The 25345-nt window shown below is 66.8% G+C and carries 13 protein-coding genes; 10 read left to right on the top strand and 3 right to left on the bottom strand.

Annotated features, from left to right (window positions below; translation table 11 throughout):
- Positions 1 to 45 precede the first annotated feature (45 nt).
- The 8 genes from PP263_RS00385 to PP263_RS00420 all read left to right on the top strand — a co-directional run bounded on the left by PP263_RS00385 (position 46) and on the right by PP263_RS00420 (position 20881).
- Positions 46 to 9522, top strand: coding sequence for a non-ribosomal peptide synthetase (locus tag PP263_RS00385; RefSeq protein WP_308366409.1), 9477 nt, complete (start codon positions 46 to 48; stop codon positions 9520 to 9522).
- Complete coding sequence (locus PP263_RS00390; protein ID WP_308366410.1) at positions 9519 to 13343, top strand: amino acid adenylation domain-containing protein; 3825 nt, start codon at positions 9519 to 9521, stop codon at positions 13341 to 13343. The genes PP263_RS00385 and PP263_RS00390 overlap by 4 nt, the downstream gene beginning before the upstream one ends.
- 163 nt (positions 13344 to 13506) lie before the next feature.
- Positions 13507 to 15177 carry a cyclic peptide export ABC transporter gene (locus tag PP263_RS00395; protein WP_308366411.1) on the top strand — a complete coding sequence of 557 codons (1671 nt, stop codon included), beginning with the start codon at positions 13507 to 13509 and terminating at the stop codon, positions 15175 to 15177.
- A 24-nt stretch (positions 15178 to 15201) separates the two neighbouring features.
- Complete coding sequence (locus PP263_RS00400) at positions 15202 to 15822, top strand: nitroreductase (RefSeq protein ID WP_308366412.1); 621 nt, start codon at positions 15202 to 15204, stop codon at positions 15820 to 15822.
- A gap of 127 nt (positions 15823 to 15949) precedes the next feature.
- Positions 15950 to 16675 (top strand): hypothetical protein, encoded by a 726-nt coding sequence (locus tag PP263_RS00405; RefSeq protein WP_308366413.1) that lies wholly within the window; start codon positions 15950 to 15952, stop codon positions 16673 to 16675.
- A 204-nt stretch (positions 16676 to 16879) separates the two neighbouring features.
- Complete coding sequence (locus tag PP263_RS00410) at positions 16880 to 17980, top strand: phospholipase A (RefSeq protein ID WP_308366414.1); 1101 nt, start codon at positions 16880 to 16882, stop codon at positions 17978 to 17980.
- A 230-nt stretch (positions 17981 to 18210) separates the two neighbouring features.
- Entirely contained in the window at positions 18211 to 18615 is a 405-nt protein-coding gene (locus PP263_RS00415) for an NUDIX domain-containing protein (protein ID WP_308366415.1), read from the top strand.
- A 259-nt stretch (positions 18616 to 18874) separates the two neighbouring features.
- Positions 18875 to 20881 (top strand): aminotransferase class V-fold PLP-dependent enzyme, encoded by a 2007-nt coding sequence (locus PP263_RS00420; RefSeq protein ID WP_308366416.1) that lies wholly within the window; start codon positions 18875 to 18877, stop codon positions 20879 to 20881.
- Positions 20882 to 20982: 101 nt separating this feature from the next.
- Here the strand turns inward: PP263_RS00420 and PP263_RS00425 are convergent, their stop codons facing one another.
- On the bottom strand, positions 20983 to 22407 hold the full coding sequence (locus tag PP263_RS00425) for a M23/M56 family metallopeptidase (RefSeq protein WP_308366417.1): 1425 nt from the start codon (positions 22405 to 22407) through the stop codon (positions 20983 to 20985).
- Complete coding sequence (locus tag PP263_RS00430) at positions 22400 to 22786, bottom strand: BlaI/MecI/CopY family transcriptional regulator (protein ID WP_308366418.1); 387 nt, start codon at positions 22784 to 22786, stop codon at positions 22400 to 22402. The genes PP263_RS00425 and PP263_RS00430 overlap by 8 nt, the downstream gene beginning before the upstream one ends.
- A 276-nt stretch (positions 22787 to 23062) precedes the next feature.
- On the opposite strand from PP263_RS00430, the gene tnpA reads away from it, so the two are divergent.
- Positions 23063 to 23497 (top strand): IS200/IS605 family transposase, encoded by a 435-nt coding sequence (tnpA, locus tag PP263_RS00435; RefSeq protein ID WP_308365546.1) that lies wholly within the window; start codon positions 23063 to 23065, stop codon positions 23495 to 23497.
- Between the two features lie 134 nt (positions 23498 to 23631).
- Positions 23632 to 24399 (top strand): ATP-binding protein, encoded by a 768-nt coding sequence (locus PP263_RS00440; RefSeq protein WP_308366419.1) that lies wholly within the window; start codon positions 23632 to 23634, stop codon positions 24397 to 24399.
- Here PP263_RS00440 and PP263_RS00445 read toward each other — a convergent pair.
- Positions 24386 to 25177, bottom strand: coding sequence for a ThuA domain-containing protein (locus PP263_RS00445; protein ID WP_308366420.1), 792 nt, complete (start codon positions 25175 to 25177; stop codon positions 24386 to 24388). The two genes, PP263_RS00440 and PP263_RS00445, sit on opposite strands and share 14 nt — an antisense overlap.
- Between the last annotated feature and the right edge of the window lie 168 nt (positions 25178 to 25345).

The following is a 25345-nucleotide window of genomic DNA, read 5'->3' on the forward strand; positions in this document are numbered from 1 at the left end:
GGGACCCTGAAAAGGCTTAAAAAGTTTGTTAGCTAAGAGACAGAGATGAAGCAACCCGACCCAATGGATATCGCCCGCCGCCTGGCGGCCCTGCCGACGGAGAAGCGGCGCGAGTTCCGCGCCCGCCTGGCCGCCCAGGGCATAGACGCCTGGCGGCTGCCCATCGCCGCGCAACCCGCCGCGGAGCCGGCGCGCTACCCGCTGTCCCAGGCCCAGCGCCGCTTCCTGGCCGCCGAGGAACTGAGCGGGCGCGCCCTCTACAACCTCTGTTCGGTGCTGCGCTTCCACGGTGAACTGGATCTGGCCGCCCTGGAGCGCGCCGCCGCGCAGGTAATCCGGCGCCACGAGATACTGCGCACCCGCTATATCGCCGGCGGTGACGGCGAAGCCCGGCAGGAGGTGTTGCCCGAATGGGCGCCGGCGCTGGCGGCGCAACCGGCGTCGATGGACGGCGACAGCGCCGCTTGGTGCCGGGCCGAATACCGGCGGCAACTGGCGCAGCGCTTCGACCTGGAGGGGGAGCCGCCCCTGCGCATCCGCCTGTTCGACACCGGCGATGGCGACCATTGGCTCTTTTTCACCATCCACCATATCGCCTTCGACGCCTGGTCCGCCCAGCAGCTCAACCGGGAGGTGGCCGAGTGCTACCGGGCGGAGCTGGCCGGCGAACCACCCCGGCTGGAGGAGTTGCCGGTGCAGTACCGGGACTACGCCCTCTGGCAGCGGGAGTGGATGGAGAGCGACGATTACCGGTCCCAGTGCGAGCACTGGCGCGGGGTCCTGAGCGATGCCCCGGAAGCTCTCAACCTGCCCCTGGACAGACCGCGCCCCCCAGTCGCCGACCGGCGCTTCAGCGGCGGCAACCTGAGCCGCCCGCTGGACCCGATACTGAGCGAGCGCATCCGCCGGGCCGCCAAGGACGCCGGCGCCACCCTGTATATCTACGGCCAGACCGCCTTCGCCTGGCTGCTGGCCAGGTACTCCGGCGACCGCGATCTCTGCCTGGGCACTTCCATCGCCAACCGCGGGCGCCCGGAACTGGCACCGCTGATCGGCCCGCTGCTCAACACCCTGGTATTGCGCCACGACCTGGATGGCGATCCGGAATTCGGCGCATCCCTGAGGCGCACCCGCGAGGTTACCGCGGCCGCCTTCGACCACCCGGATGTCCCCTTCGAGCAGTTGCCCGCCCTGATCGGCCGTGCCGCTGGCGGCGACACCGAGCCCCTGTTCCGGGCCATGTTCGTGCAACTGAGCCTGCCGGAGAGCCGCAGTTTCCAACTGCCCGGCGCGGAAGTGGAAATCGTCGAGCCGGAGCAGCAGCACGCCCGCTTCGATCTCACCTTGCGCCTGGTGGAACTGGCGGACGGGTGCCTGCGCCTGGACCTGGAGTACAGCGACGAACTATTCGAGCGCAGCACCGCCGGGCAGATGCTCGCGCACCTGCAGCAACTCTTCGAACAGGTCCTCGGCAACCCGGGGCTGCGCCTGTCCCAACTGCGCTGGACCGACGCCGTCAGCGATCTCGTCGCGCCCGCGCTCGCGGAGCCCCCGCAACTGCTGGACCGGCGGGTGGAAGAACTGGCCCGGCGGCAGCCGGACGCCTGTGCCCTGGTGTCCCCGCACGGCCGCTATAGCTACCGGGAACTGGCCGGGGCGGCCGCCGCGCTGGCGCGGCGGATGCGAAGCGAAGGCGTGGGGGAGGGCGACCGCGTGGCCCTGTGCTTGCGGCGCACCCCGGTGCAGATCGCCGCCACCCTGGCCTGCTGGCGCCTGGGTGCGGCGGCGGTGTTCCTGGACCCGGCGCAGCCGGCCGGGCGCCTGGGGCAACTGCTGGAGGACAGCGACTGCGCCCTGATCCTATCCACTTCGGATGCTGTTCCCGTAGGATGGGCAAAGGAGCGCAGCGACGTGCCCATCAAAGCCGCTGGGCACGCTGCGCTTGGACTCGCGCCATCCCTGGCGCTCGCCCGCTTCGCGGGCGCCTTCGGCGTCCAAATCGGCAATCCTGCCGATTTGTGCCCATCCTACGAGAAGTCCGATCAATTGGCAGACCACTGCCCGGTGATGGTCCTGGACCACTGGCCCGAAGGCGGGTCCGAAGAGGAGGAGAGCCGCAGCCGCGCCGAAGCCCCCGCCTACCTGCTCTACACCTCCGGCTCCACCGGCCGTCCTAAAGGGGTGCTGGCAAGCCACGGCGGACTCGCCCACTATGCCGCCGCCATCTCCGAGCGGCTGCAACTGCCCGCGGGCGCCCGTTGGGGCACCCTGGCCACGGTGGCCGCGGATCTGGGCCTGACCGCTGTGGTCAGCGCCTTGTGCAGCGGGGGCACCCTGGTGCTGCCGGACCCGGATTGGGCCTTCGACCCGCCGGCGCTGGCGGACTACCTGGCCCGCGAGCCCCTGGACTGCCTCAAGATCGCCCCCTCTCATTTAAAGGGTCTTCTGGCGGTAGCCGAGCCCCGGCGACTGCTGCCCCGGGACACCCTGGTACTCGGCGGCGAGGGCCTGGAGTCGGCGTTGGTAAAGCAGTTGCGCGCCCTGGCGCCGCAGTTGCGCATAGTCAATCACTACGGCCCATCCGAGGCCACGGTGGGAGTCTGCTGCCAGCCGGTCGATCCGGCCGCGCAGAGCGCCGGACCCTACCTTCCGCTGGGCACCCCGTTGCCCGGCTGCCGCCTGCTGGTACTGGACGGCGACGGCAACCCGGTACCGCGGGGCGCGGCCGGTGAACTTGTTATCCAGGGTCCGCAGCTGGCGCTGGGCTACTGGCGGCAGCCGGAGCTGACCGCCGCCGCCTTCCCGCCGGCGACGGACGGCGGACGCAGCTATCGCACCGGCGACCGGGTGCGCGTCAACGCCCGCGGCGGACTGGAATTCCTGGGGCGCCTGGACGACCAGGTCAAGATCCGCGGCTACCGGGTGGAGCCCGGGGAGGCGGCGCGCTGGCTGGGTGAACAGCCGGAAGTGGCTGCCGCCGCAGTGCTGGCTCCGGCGCTGGAGCGCGGCCGCCAACTGGTGGCCTACCTGCAGACGGAAGAGAAGGGTTTCGACCTGGAGGCGCTTCGGGCGCGCATGCGCGACCAACTGCCCGACTATCTCGTACCCGCCCATTGGATACCGCTGGAGCGCCTGCCCCTGAACGTCAACGGCAAGCTGGATCGGAGCGCGCTGCCCCTGCCCGGGATAGGCCAGCCCCGGGAGAACAGGGAAGAGCGTCCGCTGAGCCAAACCGAGGCGCAACTGGCGGATATCTGGCGCCAGTTGCTGCCGGTGGAGCGGCTGGGCCCGGACGACGACTTCTTCCTGCTCGGCGGCGACTCCATCCTCAGCCTGCGCCTGATCGCCCTGGCGGCCCGCGCCGGACTGTCCCTGACCCCGCGCCAGGTGGCCGCCGACGGCCGCCTGCGGGCCATGGCCGAGGACGCGGAGCTGGCCGGAAATACCCATATTCGCCAGCTGCGCGACCTGTTCCGCGAACTGCTGGGTCGCCCCGACCTGGGTGCGGACGACGATTTCTACAAAGCCGGCGGCGACTCCATCCTCAGCCTGCAACTGGTCGCCCGCGCCCGCGAACTGGATATAGAGCTGACCCCGCGGCTGCTGCAGGCACACCCGACGCCGCGGGCGCTGGTTGCGGTGCTGCGTCCGGTTGAGTCGAGCGATGAACTCGATGCGAAGGGCCTGATGCCGGGGGCATTTTGCGGGACTGTCTGCGAGAGGGACCTCGCGGACAAGCCTCCAGGGATGGATTCACCGGGGGGGCGCCTAGCCCGTGTCCCGCAAAATGCCCCCGGTAGCAGGCCCGCCTCTGCCTCTTCTATTACCCGCGTTACCCGCGTCGATCGAGAGCAGCCCCAACCCCTGTCCCCCACCCAGCGGCGCCTCTGGTTCTTGCAGCAACTGGAGCCGGAGAGCGCCGCCTACAACGTCTGCCAACTGCTGGCGATTCGCGGCGCCCTGGATACACAGGCCCTGCGCCGAGCCTTCGGGCAACTGGTGGACCGCCACGAGTCCCTGCGCTGTCGCTTCTTCGAGGAGGGCGGCCAGGTGTGGCAGCGGGTGGCGGAGCAGGCTCAGTTCTCCTTCCGCGACCACTCCGCGGAGAAGGCGGATTGGTGCGAGGCGGCGGGCCGGGCCGCAGCCCGGCCCTTCGACCTGGAGCGGGGCCCGCTGCTGGCGGTGGACCTGTTCCAGCCGGTCGAAAACGACTACCGGTTGCTGGTGAACGTCCATCATATCGCCGTGGACGGCTGGTCCATGGGTTTGCTGGTGGGGGACTTCGCCGAGGCCTACCGTGCCGCCGCCGAGGGTCGGGAGGCCGATTTCCCCGGTCGGGAACTGGAATTCCTCGACCTGGCGGTACGGCAGTACCGAGCCCTGGATGAGCGGGGAGCCGGATCGCTGCTGGACTACTGGCGGGCGCGGCTCGACGGCACCCGCTTCGACCTGTCCCTGCCCCTGGACAAGCCCCGGCCGGCGCGCTGGGAGGCCGCGGGCCGACGGCTGGAAAGAACTCTGCCGCCGGAGCGGGTGCGGGAAGTGGACGCCCTGGCGCGAAGCCTGGGGGTGTCCCCCTTCACCGTCTGCCTGGTGGCCTGCCAGCTGCTGCTGTGGCGCTATAGCGGCCAGGCGGATTTCACTGTCGGGGTACCGGTGGCGGGGCGGGACGACCCCCGCAGCCAGGACCTGGTGGGGCCGTTTCTCAACACCCTGGTGCACCGCTGCCGGTTGTGCCCCGGCCAGCTCCTGGGCGATTACCTGCGGGAAGTGGGACAGCGGCACCGCGAGGACCTGGAACACCAGGGGCTGCCTTTCGAGCAGTTGGTGGAATCCCTGGAAGTGGAGCGGGATCTCTCCCGGCAGCCCCTGTTTCAGGTGGCCTTCAACTACCAGGTGGACCACCGCGGCGAGCGGCGCATCCAACTGCCCGGGCTCACGGTGGAGCCGCTGGCGCCGGAGCGGGTCAGCGCCAAGTTCGACCTGGCCTTCAATCTCTTCGAACAGCGCGGGGAGCAGGGTGAAGGGAGCACCGCGCTGTTGCTGGAATACCCCACCGCCCTGTTCCGAGAGGAGACGGTGGCGCGGATGGCGGAGGACTATATCGAACTCCTCGGACGCCTCGCCGCGGCCACCGCGTCGCCCCTGGCCACCCTAGAGCTGCCGTCCGCGACCCAGCCAGCGGCGGGAGAGGCGACGCCGCAGAGCGAAATCGAGGACTTCGTGGTCCGCTTCGACGCCGCCGCCCGCCGCCATCCGCAGCGCACCGCGGTGATCAGCGGGGAGCGCCGGCTGAGCTATGGCGAACTGGTGGAGCGCGCCGATCAACTGGCTCACTGGCTGCTGGCCCGGGGCGTCGCCCCCGAAGCGCTGGTGGCTTTCTGCCTGCCGCGGGACGAGCGTTTGGCAATCTGCCTGCTGGGCATCCAGAAAGCCGGCGCCGCCTACCTGCCAATCGATCCGGCGCATCCGGCGGAGCGAAATGGATACATATTGGAGCAGGCAACTCCGGCGTTGCTTCTGTGTGCGGACCAGTTCTCCCCTCTCCCGCAAGCGGGAGAGGGGCCGGGGGAGAGGGCCCTTGTAGGAGCGGTCCGGCCGGGAGCGGTCCGGCCGGGAGCGGCCGCTGGCCGCGATCCCCGTCTGGCTATTCCCACTATCACCTGGTCCGAACTGGAGGCCCAACTCCCCCCTGTAGGAGCGGTGGGGCGGCCATCCGTGGGGCGGCCATCCGCGGGGCGGCCATACGCCCATGGCCGCGATCCGCGCCCCGCCGAACCCCATCATCTCGCCTACACCCTCTACACCTCCGGCTCCACCGGTCGCCCCAAAGGCGTACAGATCTCCCGCGGCAATTTCGCCAACTTCCTGCTGGCGATGGAGCGGGCGCTGCCACTGGAGGGAGTGGAGCGCTTCCTGGCGCTCACCACCATCACCTTCGATATCGCCGGTCTGGAATTCTGCCTGCCCCTGGCCCGCGGCGGCACCGCGGTGATCGCCGACGACCACCAGCGCCGCGACCCCGCTGCGCTGCTGGCGCTGATCCGCGCGCGGGACGTGCAACTGGTGCAGGCCACGCCGGCCACCTGGAGCCTGCTGCTGGAAGAGAGCGTGGAAGCTCTTTCCGGTGTGGTCGCCCTCGCCGGCGGCGAGGCGCTGCCGGCGGATATGGCCACACGCCTGGCCCGGGCCGCGCGGGCGGCGTTCAACGTCTACGGCCCCACCGAGACCACCGTCTGGTCCACCTGCTGCCCGGTGACGGAAAAACAGAAGACTGCGGTGCCCATCGGACGCCCGCTGCTCAACAACCGCTGCCATGTGCTGGACGCCCAGCTCAATCCGGTGCCGCCGGGTGTGGCGGGCGAACTGTATATCGCCGGTCTCGGTCTGGCCCGGGGCTATGCCGGCTGCCCGGGGCTGACCGCGGAGCGCTTCCTGCCGGACCCCTTCGCCGGCGACGGCGGCCGCCTCTACCGCACCGGCGATCGCGCCCGCTGGCTGCCGGACGGCCGCCTGGAGTACCTGGGGCGCACCGACAGCCAGGTCAAGGTGCGCGGCTTCCGGGTGGAACTGGGGGAGATAGAGATCGCCCTGCGGCGGCACCCGGCAGTGCGCCAGGCGGCGGTGGCGCTGCGGTCCGGCGAACTGGCCGCCTACTGGGTGAACCGCGACGGTTGCCACGTCGACGCCGGGACCCTGCGCGCGCATCTGGCGATCCACCTGCCCGAGTGCATGCTGCCCGCCCGTTACCAGACGCTGGAGACCCTGCCCCTGAACAGCAACGGCAAGGTGGACCGGGCCGCGCTGCCGGAGACGGGCGACGAAATCACAGGCCGCGTCGCCGCGGGGCCGCTCACCGCGGACCAGCAACTGCTCGCGGAGATCTGGCGCGAGGTGCTGGGCGTGGCTGAACTGGGCGCGGACGACAACTTCTTCCACCTGGGCGGCCACTCCCTCAGCGCCGCCCAGGTCCGCTCCCGCTTGCGCGCCAGGGGGCTGGAGCTGCCCCTGAAGACCTTTTTCGAGCGGCCTGTACTGGCCCGCCAGGCGGAGGCGCTGGCCGACGCCGTGCGGACCGAAATCACCCCGGTGCGGCGAGGCGGGGACCTGCCCCTGTCCGATGCCCAGCGCCGCGTCTGGTTTATGCAGCAACTGGACCCGGCGGACGCCAGCTTCAATATGGCCTTCGCTGTGGAACTGCGCGGGCCCGTCGACAACAGCGCGTTGCGCAATGCGCTGGAGCAGGTAAGCGCCCGCCACGAAATCCTGCGCACCACCTACCACCCAACGGACGGCGAACCGGTGCAGCGCATACACGACGCCCTGCCGGTGGACTTCGCCGAAATCGAGCTGCCCGCCGGGGAGGGCGAGGCCGGGCTGGAGCGCCGGTTGAGCGGAGAGGCCTGCCGTCCCTTCGCCCTGGAGCGGGAGGCGCCGCTGCGGGTGCGCCTCTACCGGCGAGAGGAGAGGGACTTCGTGTGCCAGTTCGTGCAGCACCATATCGCCTCGGACGCCTGGTCCACTGCGCTGCTGCTGGACGAGGTGATCGCCTGCTACGGCGGCGAGGAACTGCCGCCCCTGGCGGCGCAGTACGTCGACTACGCCGCCTGGCAGCAGTCGGAGGCGCGCCGGGCGCAGTACGGGGAGGGATTGTCCTTCTGGAGCCGGACCCTCGCCGGTATGCCGCCGCAACTGGCGCTGCCATTCGACTTCCCGCGGCCGGAGCGGGACGACGGCCGCGGCGACGGGGTGGACTTTCAACTAGGTGGCGCCGAGTGGCGGGCCCTGCGGGACTTCGCCCGCGAGCGGCAGGTATCCCTGTTTATGCTGCTGCTGGCGGCCCTAGGCCTGGTGCTTTACCGGGAGACCCGCAGTCGCGACCTGGTGATCGGCACCGACGTGGCCAACCGGGAACCGGCGGAGACCGAGTCCCTGATCGGCTTCTTCGTCAACTTGATAGCGCTGCGGTTGAAGCCGCGGCCGGACGCCGGTTTTGCCGGTAACCTGGAGGAGGTGCGCCAGGTGTGCCTTGACGCCTTCGCCCACCAGCAGGTGCCCTTCGATCGGGTGGTGGAGGCCGTGGGCCTGCCGCGCCAGCGCAACACCCACCCGCTATTGCAGGCGCTGCTGGTAATGCAGAACACCCCCCGCCAGCGGCGGGAATTGCCGGGTATCGAGGTGACCCCGCGGCCCGGCGCCCAACACCACTCCAAATTCGACATGGCGCTTTTCGCCAGCGAGACGGAGGAGGCGCTGCAGATGCGCTGGGTCTACCGCCCCAGCCTGTTCCGGCGCCAGACCATCGAGCGCCTGCGCGACCGCTTTTGCGGGTTGCTGAGCCAGGCCCTGGCCGCGCCGGATACTCCCCTGAGCGAATTCGATCTGCACCCCGGAGGTGAGGAGAGCATGGCTTCATCCGCGCAGAAGCAGCGCAAATTGTCCAAGCTGGGCAAACTCCGGCGCCGGCCCGCGGCCGCCGCGGCGCCGGCGGCGGCACCGGTGGAGAGTCGCCCGCTGCGGGAGGGGCAGGCCTTCCCGCTACTGGTAGAGAATCGCGATCCTGACCTGGACCCGGCCGCCTGGGCCGCCGCCAACCGGGAGCGGGTGGAACAGTGGCTCGGGCAGCACGGCGGCCTGCTGTTCCGCGGCTTCCGCCTGCCAACGGCGGTGGACTTCGAGCGCTTTTGCCGCGCCCTCTACCCTGAGCTCTACGGCCAGTACGGCGACCTGCCCAAGAAGGAAGTGGGGGAGCGGATCTACCGCTCCACCCCCTATCCCGCGGACCGCATGATCCTGTTCCACAACGAGAGCGCCCACCAGCACCGCTGGCCGCGGCGGCAGTGGTTCTATTGCGAGCTGCCGGCAGCGGTGGGCGGCGCCACCCCGATCGTCGACTGCCGCCAACTGTACCAGGCGCTGCCCGGCTGGCTGCGGGACAAGCTGCAGCGCAAACAACTGCTGTATATCCGCAATTTCGACGGGCGCATCGATGTCAGCTGGCAGCACTTCTTCAAAACCGACAGCCGGGAAGCCGTGGAGACCATCTGCCGCGAGGGCGGCATCCGCTTTCACTGGGGAGAAGGGGACAGCCTGCACACCCGCCAGCGGGGGCCGGCGGTGATCCGCCACCCGGTTACCGGCGAACTGAGTTTTTTTAACCAGATCCAGCTCTACCACTCCGCTTTCCTGGACGACGACGTGCGCGGGGAACTGCTCGCCGCCGGCGGCGAAGAGCGGCTGCCGCGGCACGTCTGTTACGGCGACGGCGAACCCCTGGAGCCGGAGGCGATCGCGCTGATCAGCGATGCCTACGAGCGCTTCGCGGTGCGCTTCGACTGGCGCCGGGGAGACGTGGTGATGTTGGACAATATGCTCGCGGCCCACGCCCGGGACCCCTTCGAGGGAGAGCGGCGCATCGCGGTGGCCATGGGCGGCCTCTACCGCCGCGACGAGGTGGAGGCGCCGCTGCCCGATGGGGAAGAAACGTGGGAGCGGAAAATCAAGGAGGAGGTGCAATCGTGAATCTCGACACCGGCGGCGAACCCCTCTCGCCGCAACAGAAAGCCCTCGCCGATTCGGCGCCGGCCCTGCGCTGGGCCTGGCTCGATCTGGGGCAGGGAGGGGACGCCGCCTCGGTGGAGCCGGCCCTGCGCCAACTGATGGCCCGCCACGAGGCCCTGCGCACCCGTTACCGCCAGCCGGAGGGCTGGAGCGGACTGCGCCAGCTGGTGCTGGAACCGGGGGAACTGCGCTTGGACTGGTGCGCCGGCAGCGCGGAGGAGGGTGTGGAACCCCAGGTATGGCGCTGCCGGGCGGAGGCGGCCGCCGCCGACAGCCGGCCCGATCTGGTGGCCTGGCTCTACCGCGACCATCTAGGCGGCAGCCGCCTGCTGCTGGGGCTGCCAACCCTTTCCGTGGACGAGCCCAGCCTGCTGCGGCTGCGGGATGAACTGCTGGACGCCTGCGCGTGCGGCGCAACGGAGGCCGGCGAGGCGCCGATGCAGTACCGGGAGTATGTGTCCTGGATTCGCGAGCTGCAGCGGGAGGATGGCGAGACCGGCGAGGGTGCCCAATTCTGGCGTAACCAGGGCCTGGACCGCCTGTCCGGCGGACGCCTGCCGGAGGTCTATGGCTCCCCGGGCGGCGAACCGGGGTGGGTACAGTGTCCGTTTCCCGCCGAATTGCAGCGGCGGCTTGCGGACCTGGCTGGAGAGTGGGATTGCGCCGGGTCGGTGCCGCTGCTCGCGGTCTGGACCGCGCTGCTGGGCCGGCTCACCGGCCGCGACGGCCTGCAACTGGGCCACTTCCACGATTGCCGGGAGGACTACGGCGAACTGGCCGGGAGCCTTGGGCTCTTCGAACAGCTGTTGCCACTGGCCTGCCAACTGCCCGAACGGGTTGCACTGCGCGGCCTGGTCCGGGAGCTGTCGGCGCAATTGGCGGAACTGGCTGACTGGCAGGAATACGCGAGTCTCCCGGAACTGCTACCCCTGTGGCGGCCCAGCCGCCAGGCGGGGTTCCGCTGGCGCCGCCAGGCGCACCGGCGGGCGCTGCAGGCCGATGCGCTCGATGGCGGTTGCGAGTTGCTGTTGCAGGCGGTCTGCACCGACAGCGGGGACGGGCAGCTGTCCCTGTGGTTCGATACCGGGCTTTACCGGGAAGGGCAGATGCGCCGGTTGCTGGCGCGCCTGCTGCGGCTGCTGGAACTGGCGCTGGAGCGTCCGGACGCGCCGCTGGTGGAGCTGGACATTTTGCTCGACGACGAGGGCAGCGCGGCACTGGAGCCCCGCGAGCCGGTGGGCCGCGCCGCGGATATCGTCGATTGCTTCCGCGCCTCCGCCGCGGGCCATCCGCGGCGGGCGGCGCTGCGCTGCGGCTCGCGGGAATACAGCTACCGCGAACTGGACGGGACCAGCGACCGGGTGGCCGCCGCCCTGCAGGCCGCCGGCGCCGGCCCGGAGCGGATTGTGGCTCTATACCTGCCGCGGGGGCCGGAAGCGGTGATCGCCATGCTGGCGGCGCTCAAGGCGGGGGCCGCCTACCTGCCGCTGGACCCGCAACAGCCGGCCGCGCGCCTGCAGAATATTCTCGAGGATGCACAGCCGGCGGTGTTGCTGGCGGAAGATAAGGACGACTGCCCGGCGGGGCCCTGGGAAATACTGGACTGGCCCACCGCCGAAGGGGAGTCGGCGGTGCTGCGCCCCGCGCCCCGGCTACCTGAGCATCTCGCCTATGTGCTCTACACCTCCGGTTCCAGCGGCCGGCCCAAAGGGGTGCAGGTGGAGAATGCCCAGTTGAATCACTACTGCGAGGCGGCGATTCAGGCCCTGGCGCTGCCCGCCGGCGGGCACTACGGCCTGGTGTCGTCCCTGGTGGCGGACCTGGGCAATACGGTGCTCTTTCCCGCCTGGGTCCGCGGCGGCTGCCTGCACCTGCTGGACAGGGCCGCGGCCACCGACGGCCGGGCCTTCGCCGCCTACCAGGCGGAGTGGCCCCTGGACGTGCTGAAGATAGTGCCCTCGCACCTGGAGGCGCTGCTCGAGGGGCAGGATGCCGCCGCTCTGCTGCCGCGCCAGCGGCTGGTGCTGGGGGGCGAACCGGTGGGAGCGGCGCTGTTGCGACGGCTGGCGGACACCGCTCCCGCCTGCCGTATCTTCAACCACTACGGGCCCACGGAGACCACCGTCGGGGTGCTCTGGTCCGAGATAAATCCCGCCGGCGGCGACACTGCGCTCACTTCGGCGATCGGCGGCAACCGCATTCACCTGCTGGACGGTGCCGGGCGGCCGGTGCCGCGGGGGCAGGCGGGGGAACTCTGCGTCGGCGGCCCCGGAGTCACCCGCGGCTACCTCGGCAACCCCGAGGCCACCGCCGTGGCCTATACCGCGAATCCCTTCGGCAACGGGCGGCTGTATCGTACCGGCGACCTGGCGCTGCAGCAGTCCGATGGCGCCATACGCATCCTCGGCCGGCGGGACAATCAGGTTAAACTGCGCGGCTTTCGCTTCGAGCTGGAAGAGGTGGAGCGCGCCCTGCGCGCGGCCGCCGGAACGGACAGGGTGGCGGCGCTGGTGGACGGGGAGGGCGACCGCGCGCAACTGGTGGCGCTGTTGGCGGCGGCGCCGGACGACGGCCTCGCCGAACGGCTGCGCTCCGCCCTGGCGCGGCAGCTGCCGGACTATATGGTGCCGGCGCGTATCCTGCCGGTGGACACACTGCCCCTGGGGGAGAACGGCAAAATCGACCGCGGAGCCCTGGCGGGGTTGGTGCGGCGGGCCGGCAGCCGCACCCCGATTCCCCCGGAGGGAGAGCTGGAGCGGACGATACTGGCGGTCTGGCGGGAACTGCTGGGCCGGGAGGATATCGGCGTCACCGACAATTTCTTCGATATCGGCGGCCATTCCCTGGCCGCGATCAAGGTGGTGGCGCGCCTGCGCGAGCGGCTGCGGCGGGCGCTGCCGACCACACTGCTGTTCGACGCGCAAACGGTGCGCGCGCTGGCCGCGACTATTGCCGGCGACCCGGAGCCGCGGCGTTGGCAATGCTACGGCGAGGTGCCCGAGGGCCCGGTGGTGGTAGTGCTGCACGCCGTCTCCGGCCACCTGCTGCCCCTGCGCCCACTGATCGACGCGCTGCGCGGTCGGGTGAGCCTCTACGGTCTGGCAGCGGGCAGCGCGGTCCCGGACGAGAGCGATCCCGACTGCCTGGAGCGGCTGCTGGAGGGCCATACAGCGGCGATACCGGATACCCTGCGGGATATCCCGCTGGTGCTGGTGGGCTGGAGCCTGGCGGCGCGCCTCGCGCTGCTGCTGAGCGGAAAACTCCAGGCGAGAGGGTTTCGGGTGCAGGGGCTGGCGCTGCTCGACTACGACCCCGGCAACACCCTGCAGGGGGCCGGCGACGAGGCGGGGCAACTGTTGGCGGACCTGGATCACTACTGCGAGACCCGGGGCATAGCGCTGCCGGCTGGCTGCCGCCGGTCGCTGGCCGGGCAGATCGCCGGCTGCGACTACGCCGCCGGCGCGGAGTTGGCACTGTCCCGGCCCGATTTACTCGAGGCCCTTGGAGGTGGCGTGCCGGCGGACTGGATTCGCGAGCGGGTGGCGGCCCGCTGGGCGTTCAAGAAATTGATGTATGCTGCGCCGCTGCCGCGGGTGGACGTACCCCTGTGGGTGTGGACCTGCCGGGAGGGACCCTGCGATCCCGCGGCCTGGCAGCCCTACAGCCGCCGGCCGGTGTGGGGCGGGGTCCTGGAGACGGACCACTTCTCCATCCCGGCCTCGGCGGAACTCCACCGCCAGTTGCTGGAACGGCTGGCGGAAAGCCGGTCGCCGGTTTCGTAGGATGGGCAAAGCGTAGCGTGCCCATCAGGGCCCCGGGCGATGGGCACGTCGCTACGCTCCTTTGCCCATCCTACCAGGGCTCGAAAGAATAGCTCCCCTCTCCCGCTTGCGGGAGAGGGGTTGGGGGAGAGGGGCCGGGACGCCGGCAGAAGGGACAAGGAATATGCAATCGATAACGACATTACTGCACCCCGCGCGCTGGCAACTCCTGCTCGCAATACTGGCCAGCGCCCTGAGCGCGGCGGCGGGTATCGGGCTGATCGCCTGGATCAACCACACCCTGGAGAGCGGCATGGCCGACACCGGCGCGGCGCTGGGGCTGTTTGGGAGCCTGGTGGCACTGGTGTTTGCCTGCGGCGTCTGCGCCCAGGTGCTGCTGGTGCGCCTGGGCCAGGGGCTGGTGTACCGGCTGCGCCTGCAACTGGTGGCGCGGGTGCTGGGCACCCCGCTGGAGCGGCTCGAATCCCTGGGCGCACCCCGGGTCTACAACGCCCTCACCCGGGATATCACCGTGGTCGCCGCCGCCTTCAAGCAGTTGCCCATCGCCGTCTACAACGGCCTGCTGCTGATCGCGGGCATGGCCTACCTGGCGTGGCTGGACCTGGTCCTGTTCCTGGTCACCCAGGTGGTGATTGCCCTCGCGATTTGGGGCGATGTGCTGCTCGGCGGGCGGGTCAAGCGCCTGATGCGCCGGGTGCGGCAACTGGACGACACCCTGTTCCAGCAGTTCGAGGCCGCCGTTGAGGGGCGCAACGAACTGGGGCTGAGCCGGCCGCGGCGGCGCCACCTGTTCCTGCAGCGGCTGCAGCCGGCAGCGGAAGAGGCGATGCGCGCCGCCACCCGCGCCGAGGCGCTCTGGGCGGTGAACCTCAACTGGACCACGGCGCTGATATTCCTGCTGCTGGGGGCGGTATTCTTCGCCGGTACCGCCTTGGGTCTGGTGACCCGGGAGGTGCTGGTGGGATATGTGCTGGCGACCATGTTCCTGCGCACGCCCATCGCCACCATCCTGGATGCGGTGCCCGCGGTGATCCGCGGCCGCGTCGCCCTGGGGGCGATCGACCGCCTGGAGCTGGGGCGGGCGGAGGATTACTCCGGCCCCGACAGCAGCGAGCCGCTGCCCCCTTTCCGGGAACTGGCACTGGAAGGGGCCGGCTACCGCTATCCGGGCGTGGGCGGAGAGCCGGGCTTTCACCTGGGGCCCCTGGACCTGCGCATTCGCCGCGGCGAACTCATCTTCCTGGTGGGCGGCAACGGCAGCGGCAAGTCCACCCTGGGCAAGCTGCTCACCGGCCTCTACCTGCCCGGCGAGGGCAGTGTGGCCCTTAACGGCGTGCCCCTGGACGAGTTCAGCGCCCCGGACCACCGGGCCTATTTCGCCACCATCTTTCCCGATTTCTATCTGTTTGCCGATGTGCTGGACGAGCGGGGGCGGGATAGCGATGTGGATGCGCGAGTGGAGCACTACTTGGAGCGTCTGGCGCTGGATGGCAAGGTCCGCGTGCAGGCGGGGCGCCTGTCCACCACCGCCTTGTCCCAGGGGCAGCGCAAGCGGTTGGCGCTGCTGCTGCTGTATATGGAGGACCGCCCCGTGCTGCTGCTGGACGAGTGGGCGGCGGACCAGGACCCGGCGTTTCGCGAGGTGTTTTATCGCGAGCTGCTGCCGGAACTGAAAGCGGCCGGAAAGACGGTGATCGCCATCACCCACGACGACCGCTACTTCCACCTGGCGGACCGGGTCTACAAGCTGGACAGCGGGAAGCTTGTATCCTGGGTTGCTGCCGGCGAACTGCAAACGGAAGTTTCACACGACCGCGTGTCGGAGGCGCGGTAAAAATAAAGCTATTGAAGGGAAGTTATGTCATCGATCGAAAAGGGCCGGGGGCGACCGGCCATGGATGCCATTGAGGCATTGCTTACCCGGCGTTCCTATGTGCGCAGCCTGCTGCGCCACCCGGTGCCAGGGGAAGACGAACTGGAAATCATTTTGCAGGCGGCCATGTCGGCGCCGGACCACGGTAATCTCAAGCCCTGGCGTTTTGTCGTGGTGCGTGGGCGGGGGATGGGCGAGCTCTCCGAAGTGGTGCGGGAAATCTACTCCGGCCGCGATCTCAGCGACGCGGACCTGCGGGCTTTCGTCGAGGAAATTGCCGATACGCCGATGATGATTTTTGTCTGCGCCGAAGTGGTTTCTGGCCACCGGATACCGGTTCTGGAGCAGCAGATGTCCGCCGCTGCCGCCTGCCAGCAGATGTTGTTGGCGATTCACGCCCTGGGCTATGGGGCCATCTGGCACACGGTGGAACAGCATCCGCTGGTGTGGCGCCAGCTGGGCCTGGCGGATAAGGACAGTGTGGTGGGCGCGCTCTCGGTGGGCACGCCGGAGCCGGCCAAGGCGCGCCCGCGCAAGCGCCGCTCTTTCGCCTCCGTGACCTGGGAATGGGAGGCCGCCGGCCTGCGTCCCTGGGATGGTGACTAGGGTCACTAACCACTGATAATCAACCGCTTCCTACCCCGGCGTAAAGCCCTCTCCTGTGCAATACTTGGTGCAGCGATTGTCTCCGCGTACTGCAACTTGCTGCGCGAGTTAATCAAGGAGGTTCGCCATGAAATTGAGCGAAACGTTGGCGCAGGGACGCTACCAATACAGCTGCGATGGACGCGAGATGCCGGTCCAGGACAGTTGGCAACTGGGACACGACAGGCTGGGTCGGCGCCTGCTGGTAAGCCGGCGGCTGGTGGGTGAACAGGGCTTCGGGATCGAGGTGCGGGCGCTGTTGAGCGCGGGCCTGGTGAGCGAGTGCCGTATCCACTGGCGCGATCAGGTGGATGAAGTGAGGGCCCACTACCGATTACTCACTGCCGAGAAGGCGGCGCCGGAAATGGGCGACCCCATAGAGGCGCACTGGACAGGCCCCAACGGGCCCCAGGAGACGCAGTTGGAAGGTCGGGGGCGCTTGCTGTTCCCCCTGATGCGGATCTTTATGGGGCCGCTGCTGTTGAAACTGCGGCAATTCCGGGAAGGCTGCGAAGTGGTCATGCCGGATATTGTCGATCCCTCGCAGCGGGGCAAACTGCTGGCGCCGCGGGTCAGCCACCGGAGTGCCAGACCCATGGCAGGCGATGCCGCCACCCAGGGCGCCCAGGAACTGGGTACGGAAGTGAGCGGTTACGTCTACCACGGCGACGAAGCGGAGCGCGACGCTCACTGCTATGTGGACGGCCGCGGCCTGCTGGTGGGCTACGACTGGCCCAGCAGCACCGGCCGCTTGTGGCAGGTTCGCCTGCGGGACCTGGAGTGGTCGCCGCAGTTGGCCGGGATCGCGGCTTAACAGTCGTCGGATTTATCCTGGTACGATCGGTCATCGGCCTACACCTCTCTGTAGGAGCGGGGGGGGCGGCCATTCGCCCATGCCCGCGATCGGGCTCAGATCGCGGGCATGGCCCGCTCCTACAAGGGCACCGACTCCAACGCAGCAATTTCTCTTTTCTCAGTGTAAGCTTGCGGCGCAACCGGCCTACAGGGAGAGGGTGTTTTGTCGCGCCGCCAGCTATTTCACAGCGTTGTTTTATGGATCTCTATCGCGTGCTTCGCCTGGGCGCAGGAACCGGAGCCCCAGGGCGCAGCGGAAGAAGAGGAAGAGGCGCTGACCCCGCAGGAGCGCGAGGAAGTATGCCTGAGCGAACAATTGCTGGTGGCTCCCGCCGACACTACCCTGGAGGAAATGCGCCTCTTTTGTTCAGAGGAGGCGCGGCGGGATCCATCGGAGCGCGAGCCGCGGCCGATATTCGCCACGGTGAGCGAGCCGGAGCCGGAACAGGCGCTTCCCGCCGGTGAGCCCAGCGTCAGCGAGCGCGCCCAGGCGATTCGCGATGCCGCCAACAACCCCTTTACCCTCGCCTCCCACAAACCCAATTACCTGCTGCCGGCGGTGTACAATCCCTCGCCCGACCGCGCCGGGCTGGAGGGCCGGGAAGCGGAGGGCGAAACCATTCAACTGGACCCGGTGGAAATCCAGTTCCAACTCTCGGTACAGGTGCCGGTGTGGCGCGGTTTTCTCGGCCAGGCATCGTTTATGAGCCTGGCCTACACCAATCGCAGCTTCTGGCAGGCCTATAACTCCGACGACTCGTCGCCGTTTCGCGAAACCAACCACGAGCCGGAACTGATCATGACCTGGCTCAACGACTGGCAGTTGCTGGGGTTCCGCAATGTGGCCAACCAGCTGGCGGTCAACCACCAGTCCAACGGCCGCAGCGGCGATTTCTCGCGCAGCTGGAACCGCATCTACGCCCATTTTATCTTCGAGCGGGACAGCTATTTCCTCTCCTTCAAACCCTGGTACCGCATTCCCGAGGATCCGGAGGAGGACGACAACCCGGATATCGAAGCCTACCTGGGGCACTTCGAGCTGAGGGGCGGATACCGAGGCCCCACCCACAGTGTGACCATGATGCTGCGCAACAACCTGCGCTCCGATAATCGCGGCGCTGTGGAGCTGAACTGGGGTTTCCCCATCGGCAACCGGGTGCGCGGCTACGTGAAATACTTCAATGGTTACGGTGAAAGCCTGATCGACTACGATGAAACGGTGCAGACGCTGGGGGTCGGTATAGAGCTGGCGCAGGGGTTCTAACTGAATGCGGAATGCGGAATGCGGAATGCGGAATGCGGAATGCGGAATGCGGACAAATGCCCGCGAAGCGGGTGAGGCACAGGGATGCGCCTCATCAATGCGGAATAATGAATGAGGAGTGCCCGAGAGAACAGCTCCCCTCTCCCGCTTGCGGGAGAGGGCTGGGGGAGAGGGCCGGGCCGCAGGCCCGTTCCAGGCCCTGAGCTCTGGTGACACAAAGTGCAGAACCCATGAGCTTCGAAGACACCTATCGACTAAGCGCCCACGCCGTGATCACCAACGAACTGGGTGAAGTGCTGCAATTGCGCGCCACTTACGCGGACAAGAACTGGGGCCTGCCGGGCGGCGCGCTGGACCCCGGTGAGACAATCCACGAGGCGCTGCTGCGCGAGTGCCGCGAGGAGCTGGGTCGCGCGGTGCGCATCGACTACCTGAGCGGTATCTACTACCACCGGGTCTACAACTCCCATGTGTTTATCTTTCGCGCCCACTTCAGCGACGAAGGCGCAGTCGCACTGTCCGACGAGCACTCGGAACTGCGCTACTTCCCGCTGTCGGCACTGTCGCCGGTACAGCGTCAGCGCGTCGAAGAATGCCTTCGGTTCGACGGCCGGGTGAGAAGCGCAAAGTTCTAATTTAACCGCCTTCGGCGACAGCGGATTTGGTTTTCACCCTGCCATTTGGCAAATATCGCTAAATACTATCCGCCTGAGGCATTCCCCGCCCGGCTCCTTTAGTATTTGCCCCCTGGCTTTGCGCCCGCGGTGCATGGGTTTGTCCGTGCCGTGAATCTTAAAAACCAAATAAAATCAAAGAGTTAAATTGATTAGACGGCAGTTCCGGGGAATATCCGGGCTATGCTGATGGATAAGAATTATGGGTTTGGAACTGACAATGCCTGATCTGGGCAACCTGAGTGAGCGCCGCCAGCCACTGGAGTGCCGTGTGGCCCTGGTAAGCGCTGACCGGAAGCTCGCCGGTGACTGGGTCGATGCCCTCAATGCCACCGCCGCGCAGCACGAAAACCCCTACGGCCTGTATTTCGAGGCCACCGGAGCTGGTGCGGTGGAAAAACTGTTGCGCGAAGAGGACAACCTGCAGGCGCTGATCGTGGATGGTGGCAGCACCCCCGACCAGTTGGCCGCCGCGGAGGAACTGGTGGACCGGCTGCACGGCCTGCGGGCCCAGTTGAACGTCTTCCTGGTGGCCCAGGGTTCCTCTGCAGACGCCCAGGGCTGCACCATTTCCGTCTCCGTGCGTCAGCGTTTCGATGAACTCTTCGACCGCCGCGAGGGCAATTTCAACCAGATGTTCCGCCTGGTGCAGGCGTTTATCGCCCGCCGCGCCTCCACCCCCTTCGCCGACACCCTGAAGGAATACGTGTTTTCCGCCCGCGACGCCTGGCACACCCCCGGCCACTCCGGCGGCGACAGCCTGCGCAACAGCCCCTGGGTGGGGGATTTCTACCGCTTTATGGGCGAGCATGTGTTCAACACCGACCTGTCGGTGTCGGTACAGGTGCTCGACAGCCTGCTGGAGCCCCACTCGGTCATCCAGGAGGCCCAGGATCTGGCGGCACAGACCTTCGGCGCGCGCCACACCTTCTTTCTCACCAACGGCACCTCCACCGCCAACAAGGTGGTGATCCAGCAGATCCTCGGCGGCGGTGGCAAGATCATCGTCGACCAGGCCTGTCACAAGTCGGTGCACCACGCCATTGTGCTGAACCGCTGTGAGCCGGTGTACCTAAAATCGGTCCTGCACCCGGAATTCGGTATCTACGGTCCGGTGAAGCGCGCCGATATCGAGCAGGCCCTGGACGAGCACGGCGACGCGCGCCTGCTGGTGATCACTTCCTGCACCTACGACGGCCTGCGTTATGATCTCAAGCCGATTATCGACTACGCCCACGAGCGCGGCGTCAAGGTGCTGGTGGACGAGGCCTGGTACGCCCACGGTTACTTCCATCCGGAACTGCGCCCCACCGCCCTGGAGTGCGGCGCCGACTACGTGACCCAGAGCACCCACAAGATGCTCTCGGCCTTTTCCCAGGCCAGCATGATTCACGTGCAGGACCCGGACTTCGACGAGTTCCGCTTCCGTGAAAACCTCAATATGCACGCCTCCACCAGCCCGCAGTACGCGATGATCGCCAGCCTCGATGTGGCGCGCAAACAGATGGCCATGGAGGGCTACGCCTGCCTGAAGCGCTGCCTGCAGATGGTGGAGACCCTGCGCCGGGAAGTGGACGCCACCGGTGTCTTCCGCGCGCTCACCCGCGAGGACCTGATCCCCGAGCCGCTGGCCGGGGACAACATCCGCCTGGACCCCACCAAAGTCACCATCGATATCTCCGCGAGCGGCTATTCCGGCAAGGAGATGCAGATCAAACTGTTCGACCAGTACGGCATCCAGGTGGAAAAGACCACCTACAACACCGTGAGCGTCCTGGTGACCCTGGGCAGTACCGAGAGCAAACTGCTGCGGCTGATCCATGCCTTCAAGCAACTGGCGCGCCACCCCCGCAAACGCCCCCAGGCCGGCACAGCGCGTCGCCTGCCGGAATTCACCCGCCTCACCTGCCTGCCGGCGGATGCCTACTTCGCCGACACCGAGGAACTGCCACTGATGGACAACGGGGTGACGGCCACGAAAAACCTGATCGGCCGCACCAGCGCTGATGAAATCGTGCCCTATCCCCCGGGCATCCCGGTACTGGTCCCCGGCCAGGAGATCTCTGCGCAGATAGTGCAGTTCCTTCAGCAACTGCTGCAGGGCCAGACCGCCACCGAGATTCACGGCCTGATCTACCGCTCCGACGAGCCCATGTTGCGGGTGGTGAAAGAAGACGGGGAGGGCGGCAGGGAGAAGTCGCGGAAGAAAAGCGTTTCCAACAAGTAGGTCAATCCCCCCCTGTAGGAGCGGTGGGGCGGATGGCCGCCCCACCGCTCCTACAGAGGGAACCCTGTGCGTCGAACAGAACAGGGGCGCCTCGGTCTCCTCTACTGCTTCGCCAGCACCTGCACCTGGCTGGCCGGATCCACCACCTCACCGTCCCGGCGCAACTCCCAGTGCAGGTGTGGGCCAGTGGCCTTGCCGGTACTGCCCACCAGGCCGAGGATCTGGCCCTGCTCGACCCTGTCGCCCTTGTTCACCAGGCGCTTGTCCAGATGGGCATAGAGGGTTTCGACACCCTGCCCGTGGTCGATGATCACCACCTCGCCACTGGCTCCCTTGGCGCCGGAGAAGATGACCACTCCGGCCCCCGGTACCCGTACCCGGGTGCCCCTGGGCGCGCCCAGGTCGATGCCCTTGTGCAGGCGCTTCTTCTTGTGCTCCGCGTCCTCGATGGGCCAGGGCCTCATGCCGAAGCCGGAGGTGACCTTGGCCTCAGGTAGCGGGTTGATAAAGGCTTCCGCGACCTTGTCGGCCTGGGCCAGCTGGGGCTGCATCCCCAGCATTAGCACGCCGCCGGCCAGGGTCAGCGACCACAGTGCGGTATTTGAGCCCTTGCGGGCGCTCTGTTTGCCGTTCAGAATGTGATGGATTCTCAAGGTAAAGCTCCTCTTGTTTTGCGTTGAGAAGGCCGCGACAGGATCATTGGCGTGAGCTGTCGCGGTTTGGCGAAGGGTCTTCAGCATTGCCTCTGCGTAGGCCCTTCGCCGTTTCGGGTTTTCTTTTCTGAGTACCTCTTCGTCACAGCCCTGTTCCAGGGCGTCCACCGCCCGTTTCGCCAGCGCCTTCAGCGGCCAGTTGAACCACAGCAGTGCCGCCATCCATTGCAGGCCCAGCACCGCAAGGGGGTCGCGCCGCGCCAGGTGCTCCAGTTCGTGGCGCAGAACCAGGCGGATCTGCTCGAGGGACAGTTTGTCGAGCGCCCACTGGCTGAGCACCAGGGTCGGTCTTGGCAGGGCCGTGGCAAAGGGGGAGATCCGCTCTTCCACCAGCACCAGCCTCAGTCCCTTCGGTGCATCCACTACCCCGAGGTGCCGGGCCAGCTCGCCCTCTGCCGGCAGGGACTTGCCCCGCCCGACCAGCCCGGTCAGCCGCCATTGGCCCAACAGCAGGCGACCCAGGCCGATGACAGCGCCCAGGGCCCAGATCAGCCCCCAGCCCGGCAGCATCCACTGCCAGGAGAATGCCGCGCCATCCATATCCGCTGTGAGTTCGGCGACATCGGGGCCAGCCTGGGTCGACGCCGCCAACGCCGACAGGCTGAGTTCGATGGCCGGCGCCTTTTCCACGGCGGGCAGGAAACCCAGGCAGAAGCTGGCGAAGGTCAGCACCGCCGCGGCCAGCCAGGGCTCGCGCCAGCCGTCCAGCCAGTCCAGGCGACGGGCCAGCGGCACCAGCATACCCAGCATCGCGGCACCGATGGCCAAGGAGACCAGGCTGGATAGGGCCAACTGGGCAAGCCATTCAGTCATCTTCGCCCCCCTTTTTTCCTCCAGTGGCAAGCAGCGCTTCCAGTTCCTTCAACTCGGCTTCGCTGAGCAGCTCGCTACCGGCAAAGAAGGAGGCCGGCACCGGCCCCTTGATCTCCAGCACCCGCTCGGCGAAATCCCGGGCATAGGCGGCCAGAGTCTTGACCTTGTCCGCCCTGGCCTCGAACACCTTGAGCCCATGCACTTCGAAGGCCTGCAACAAGCCCTTGTCCTGCATGCGGTCCAAGGTCTTGCGGGTGGAGGAATAGGACCAGCCCAGTTGCTCTTCAACCTGCTGGTGGATCTCGCGGGCGCTGAGAGGTGACTGTTGCCAGAGGGCCTTGAGAATGGCCAGCTCCGAGGCTGAGGGTTGCTGATTCATGAGGGCCTGCCTTGTGACTGATGGGATTAATGTACGACAGATGTCGCATGTATGCAACTTGTGTCGCCGAAGAGAGTCACGGCCTGATTTCCCGCTCCGACGAGTCGATGTTGCGGGTGGTGAAGGAAGGCGGTAAAAAGACCCCGGACAAGAAATAATTAACACATAGGTAAACCACCGCCTCTGGCGGTGAGACTTGACAGGGCTCTGCCGTTCAGTCGTGCAGGGTAGAGAATATGGCCTCCCATGAACCGGCAAGTTCTATTAGGAGGCCATATGAGAGATTGGCAGAGCCAAGCTCACGTCAAGCATTATTGCAGGTATCACGTAGTATTTGTCCCGAAGTACCGAAAAAAGGCGATATTTGGGACTTTACGCAGAGAGATCGGAGCCATATTCCGTGATCTTTGCCGCCAAGCGGGAGTTGAGCTAGTTGAGGGTTATGCAATGAGGGACCACATCCACATGTTGTTAATGATCCCTCCGAAGTTCAGCGTGGCTCATACGGTAGGGCTTCTGAAGGGCAAGTCGGCGATTCGAATATTTCGTGAGTACTTGCAGGTGAAGAGAAATTTTACCGGTAGGCATTTCTGGGCCAGAGGCTACTGTGTTAGCACGGTTGGCTTAGATGAGCAGATGATTCGAGAGTACATCAAGAATCAAGAAAGTGAAGAGCGCCGTCAGGAGCAGATGAGACTGACGGGGCTGTAACATAGCCCCCTCTGGGGGCTTTCATCATACCACCCGCTCTGCGGGTGGTTGCTGATTTTTACCGCATTTCTACCCTGTAGGACGGAGGGCCGCCCCGCCGCTCCTACAAGTAGAGGACAAAACCCCCACAAACTATGCAAACACTGGACTGGAAGAACACCCCCGCCGCCATCTGGCGCGCCAGACACGCCCGCCTGAAACCGGTGCGCCGCCTGGACCCCATACGCCTGGAACAGCTGGTAGGTATCGACCACCAGAGGCAGCAGCTGCTGGAAAATACCGAAAAATTCCTCCGCGGCGAACCCGCCAACCACACATTGCTGTGGGGTGCGCGTGGCACCGGTAAATCCAGCCTGGTCAAGGCGCTGCTCAATGAATTCGGTAACGCCGATCTGCGCTTTGTGGAGGTGAATCTGCCGGACCTGGACGACCTGCCGGAAATCGTCGACCTGCTGGATACGGATTCCGCGCGGGACTACAAATTTATCCTTTTCTGCGACGACCTTTCCTTTGAGCAGGGGGATTCCCGCTACAAGGGCCTGAAGACCGTGCTCGCCGGCTCCCTGGAACTGCCCCCGGAAAATGTCCTGCTTTACGCCACCTCCAACCGTCGGCATTTACTGCCGGAAGATGTGCGGGACAACGAGCAGACCCGGATAGTGGGTACCGAACTGCACTACGGCGACAGTGTGGAGGAAACCCTCTCCCTGGCCGACCGCTTCGGCCTCTGGCTCAGTTTCTATCCCGCCGACTGGCCCACCTACCTCCAAATGGTCGACCAGTATTTCGCCGACTACCAAGGCGATCGGGAACAACTGCACACCGCCGCCAAACAGTTCGCCATGCTGCGCGCCAACCACAGCGGGCGCACGGCGCAGCAGTTTTACCTCAGTTTTCGCTGACGGCGTCGCCGGGTTCTCCAATCGCGTAGCGAATGCCGCCGAGAATATGCCGCACAAACAGGGGGTCTTGATAACTCTCGCTGGTGTGCCCGCCCGCGGTATAAAAGGCGCGGCCGCCGTCGTACTGGTGGTACCAGGCGATGGGGTGGTTTTCGCCGTTCTCGCCGCCCTCGTAGGTTTTTTCATCCAGATTCATCAGCACTTCGATATCCGGATTGATGGACTTGAAGTTGTACCACTCGTCGAAACGGCGCCAGCGGTTGCCGTCCAGCTCCGCCTTTAAAAAATGGGTGGACGGGTGTCCGAAATCCAACACCACCTTTTCCGCCTCCTGTTGTTCCGGGTGGCCGGCAAAATAGGCTCCTACCAGCTTGTTGTACCAGGGCCATTCATACTCGGTATCGGTGGCGGAATGAATTCCCACAAAGCCGCCGCCGGAGCGGATATAGTTTTCGAAAGCCTTGCGCTGGGCGCTATTAAATATACTGCCGGTGGTGCTCAAAAACACTACCGCGTCGTAGCTGCTCAATGTGTTTTCAGTGAAGAGCCCGGCGTTTTCCGATATGTCCACCCCAAAGCCTTCTTTCTGCCCGAGTTCCAGCAGCGCCTTTTTGCCGTCGATAATGGACTCGTGGCGCCAGCCACTGGTTTTGGAAAACACCAGAATGCGGGGTTTTTCCGCAGCTGCGTCCGCAGCGGTATTCAGCGGAGGGAGCAGCAGTAAGCTGCAAATCAGGTATATCAGGTGGCGGAGAGCGCGATTATTGTTATTCCGCATAGGTGGCTCCTAGGGTGGTTGCAGGATCTGACGCAATTGTACGGGAAACGGGGCAGAGGGCTATGCCTGAAGTGTAGGTGCGGCCCGTAAACGATACAGATCGCGGCCATGGGCCGCTACCGGCGTCTCTGCTGCCAGTAGGCTGAAAACAGTGAAAACTGCCGTGGC

Source organism: Microbulbifer sp. TB1203 (assembly GCF_030997045.1).
Classification (GTDB): domain Bacteria; phylum Pseudomonadota; class Gammaproteobacteria; order Pseudomonadales; family Cellvibrionaceae; genus Microbulbifer.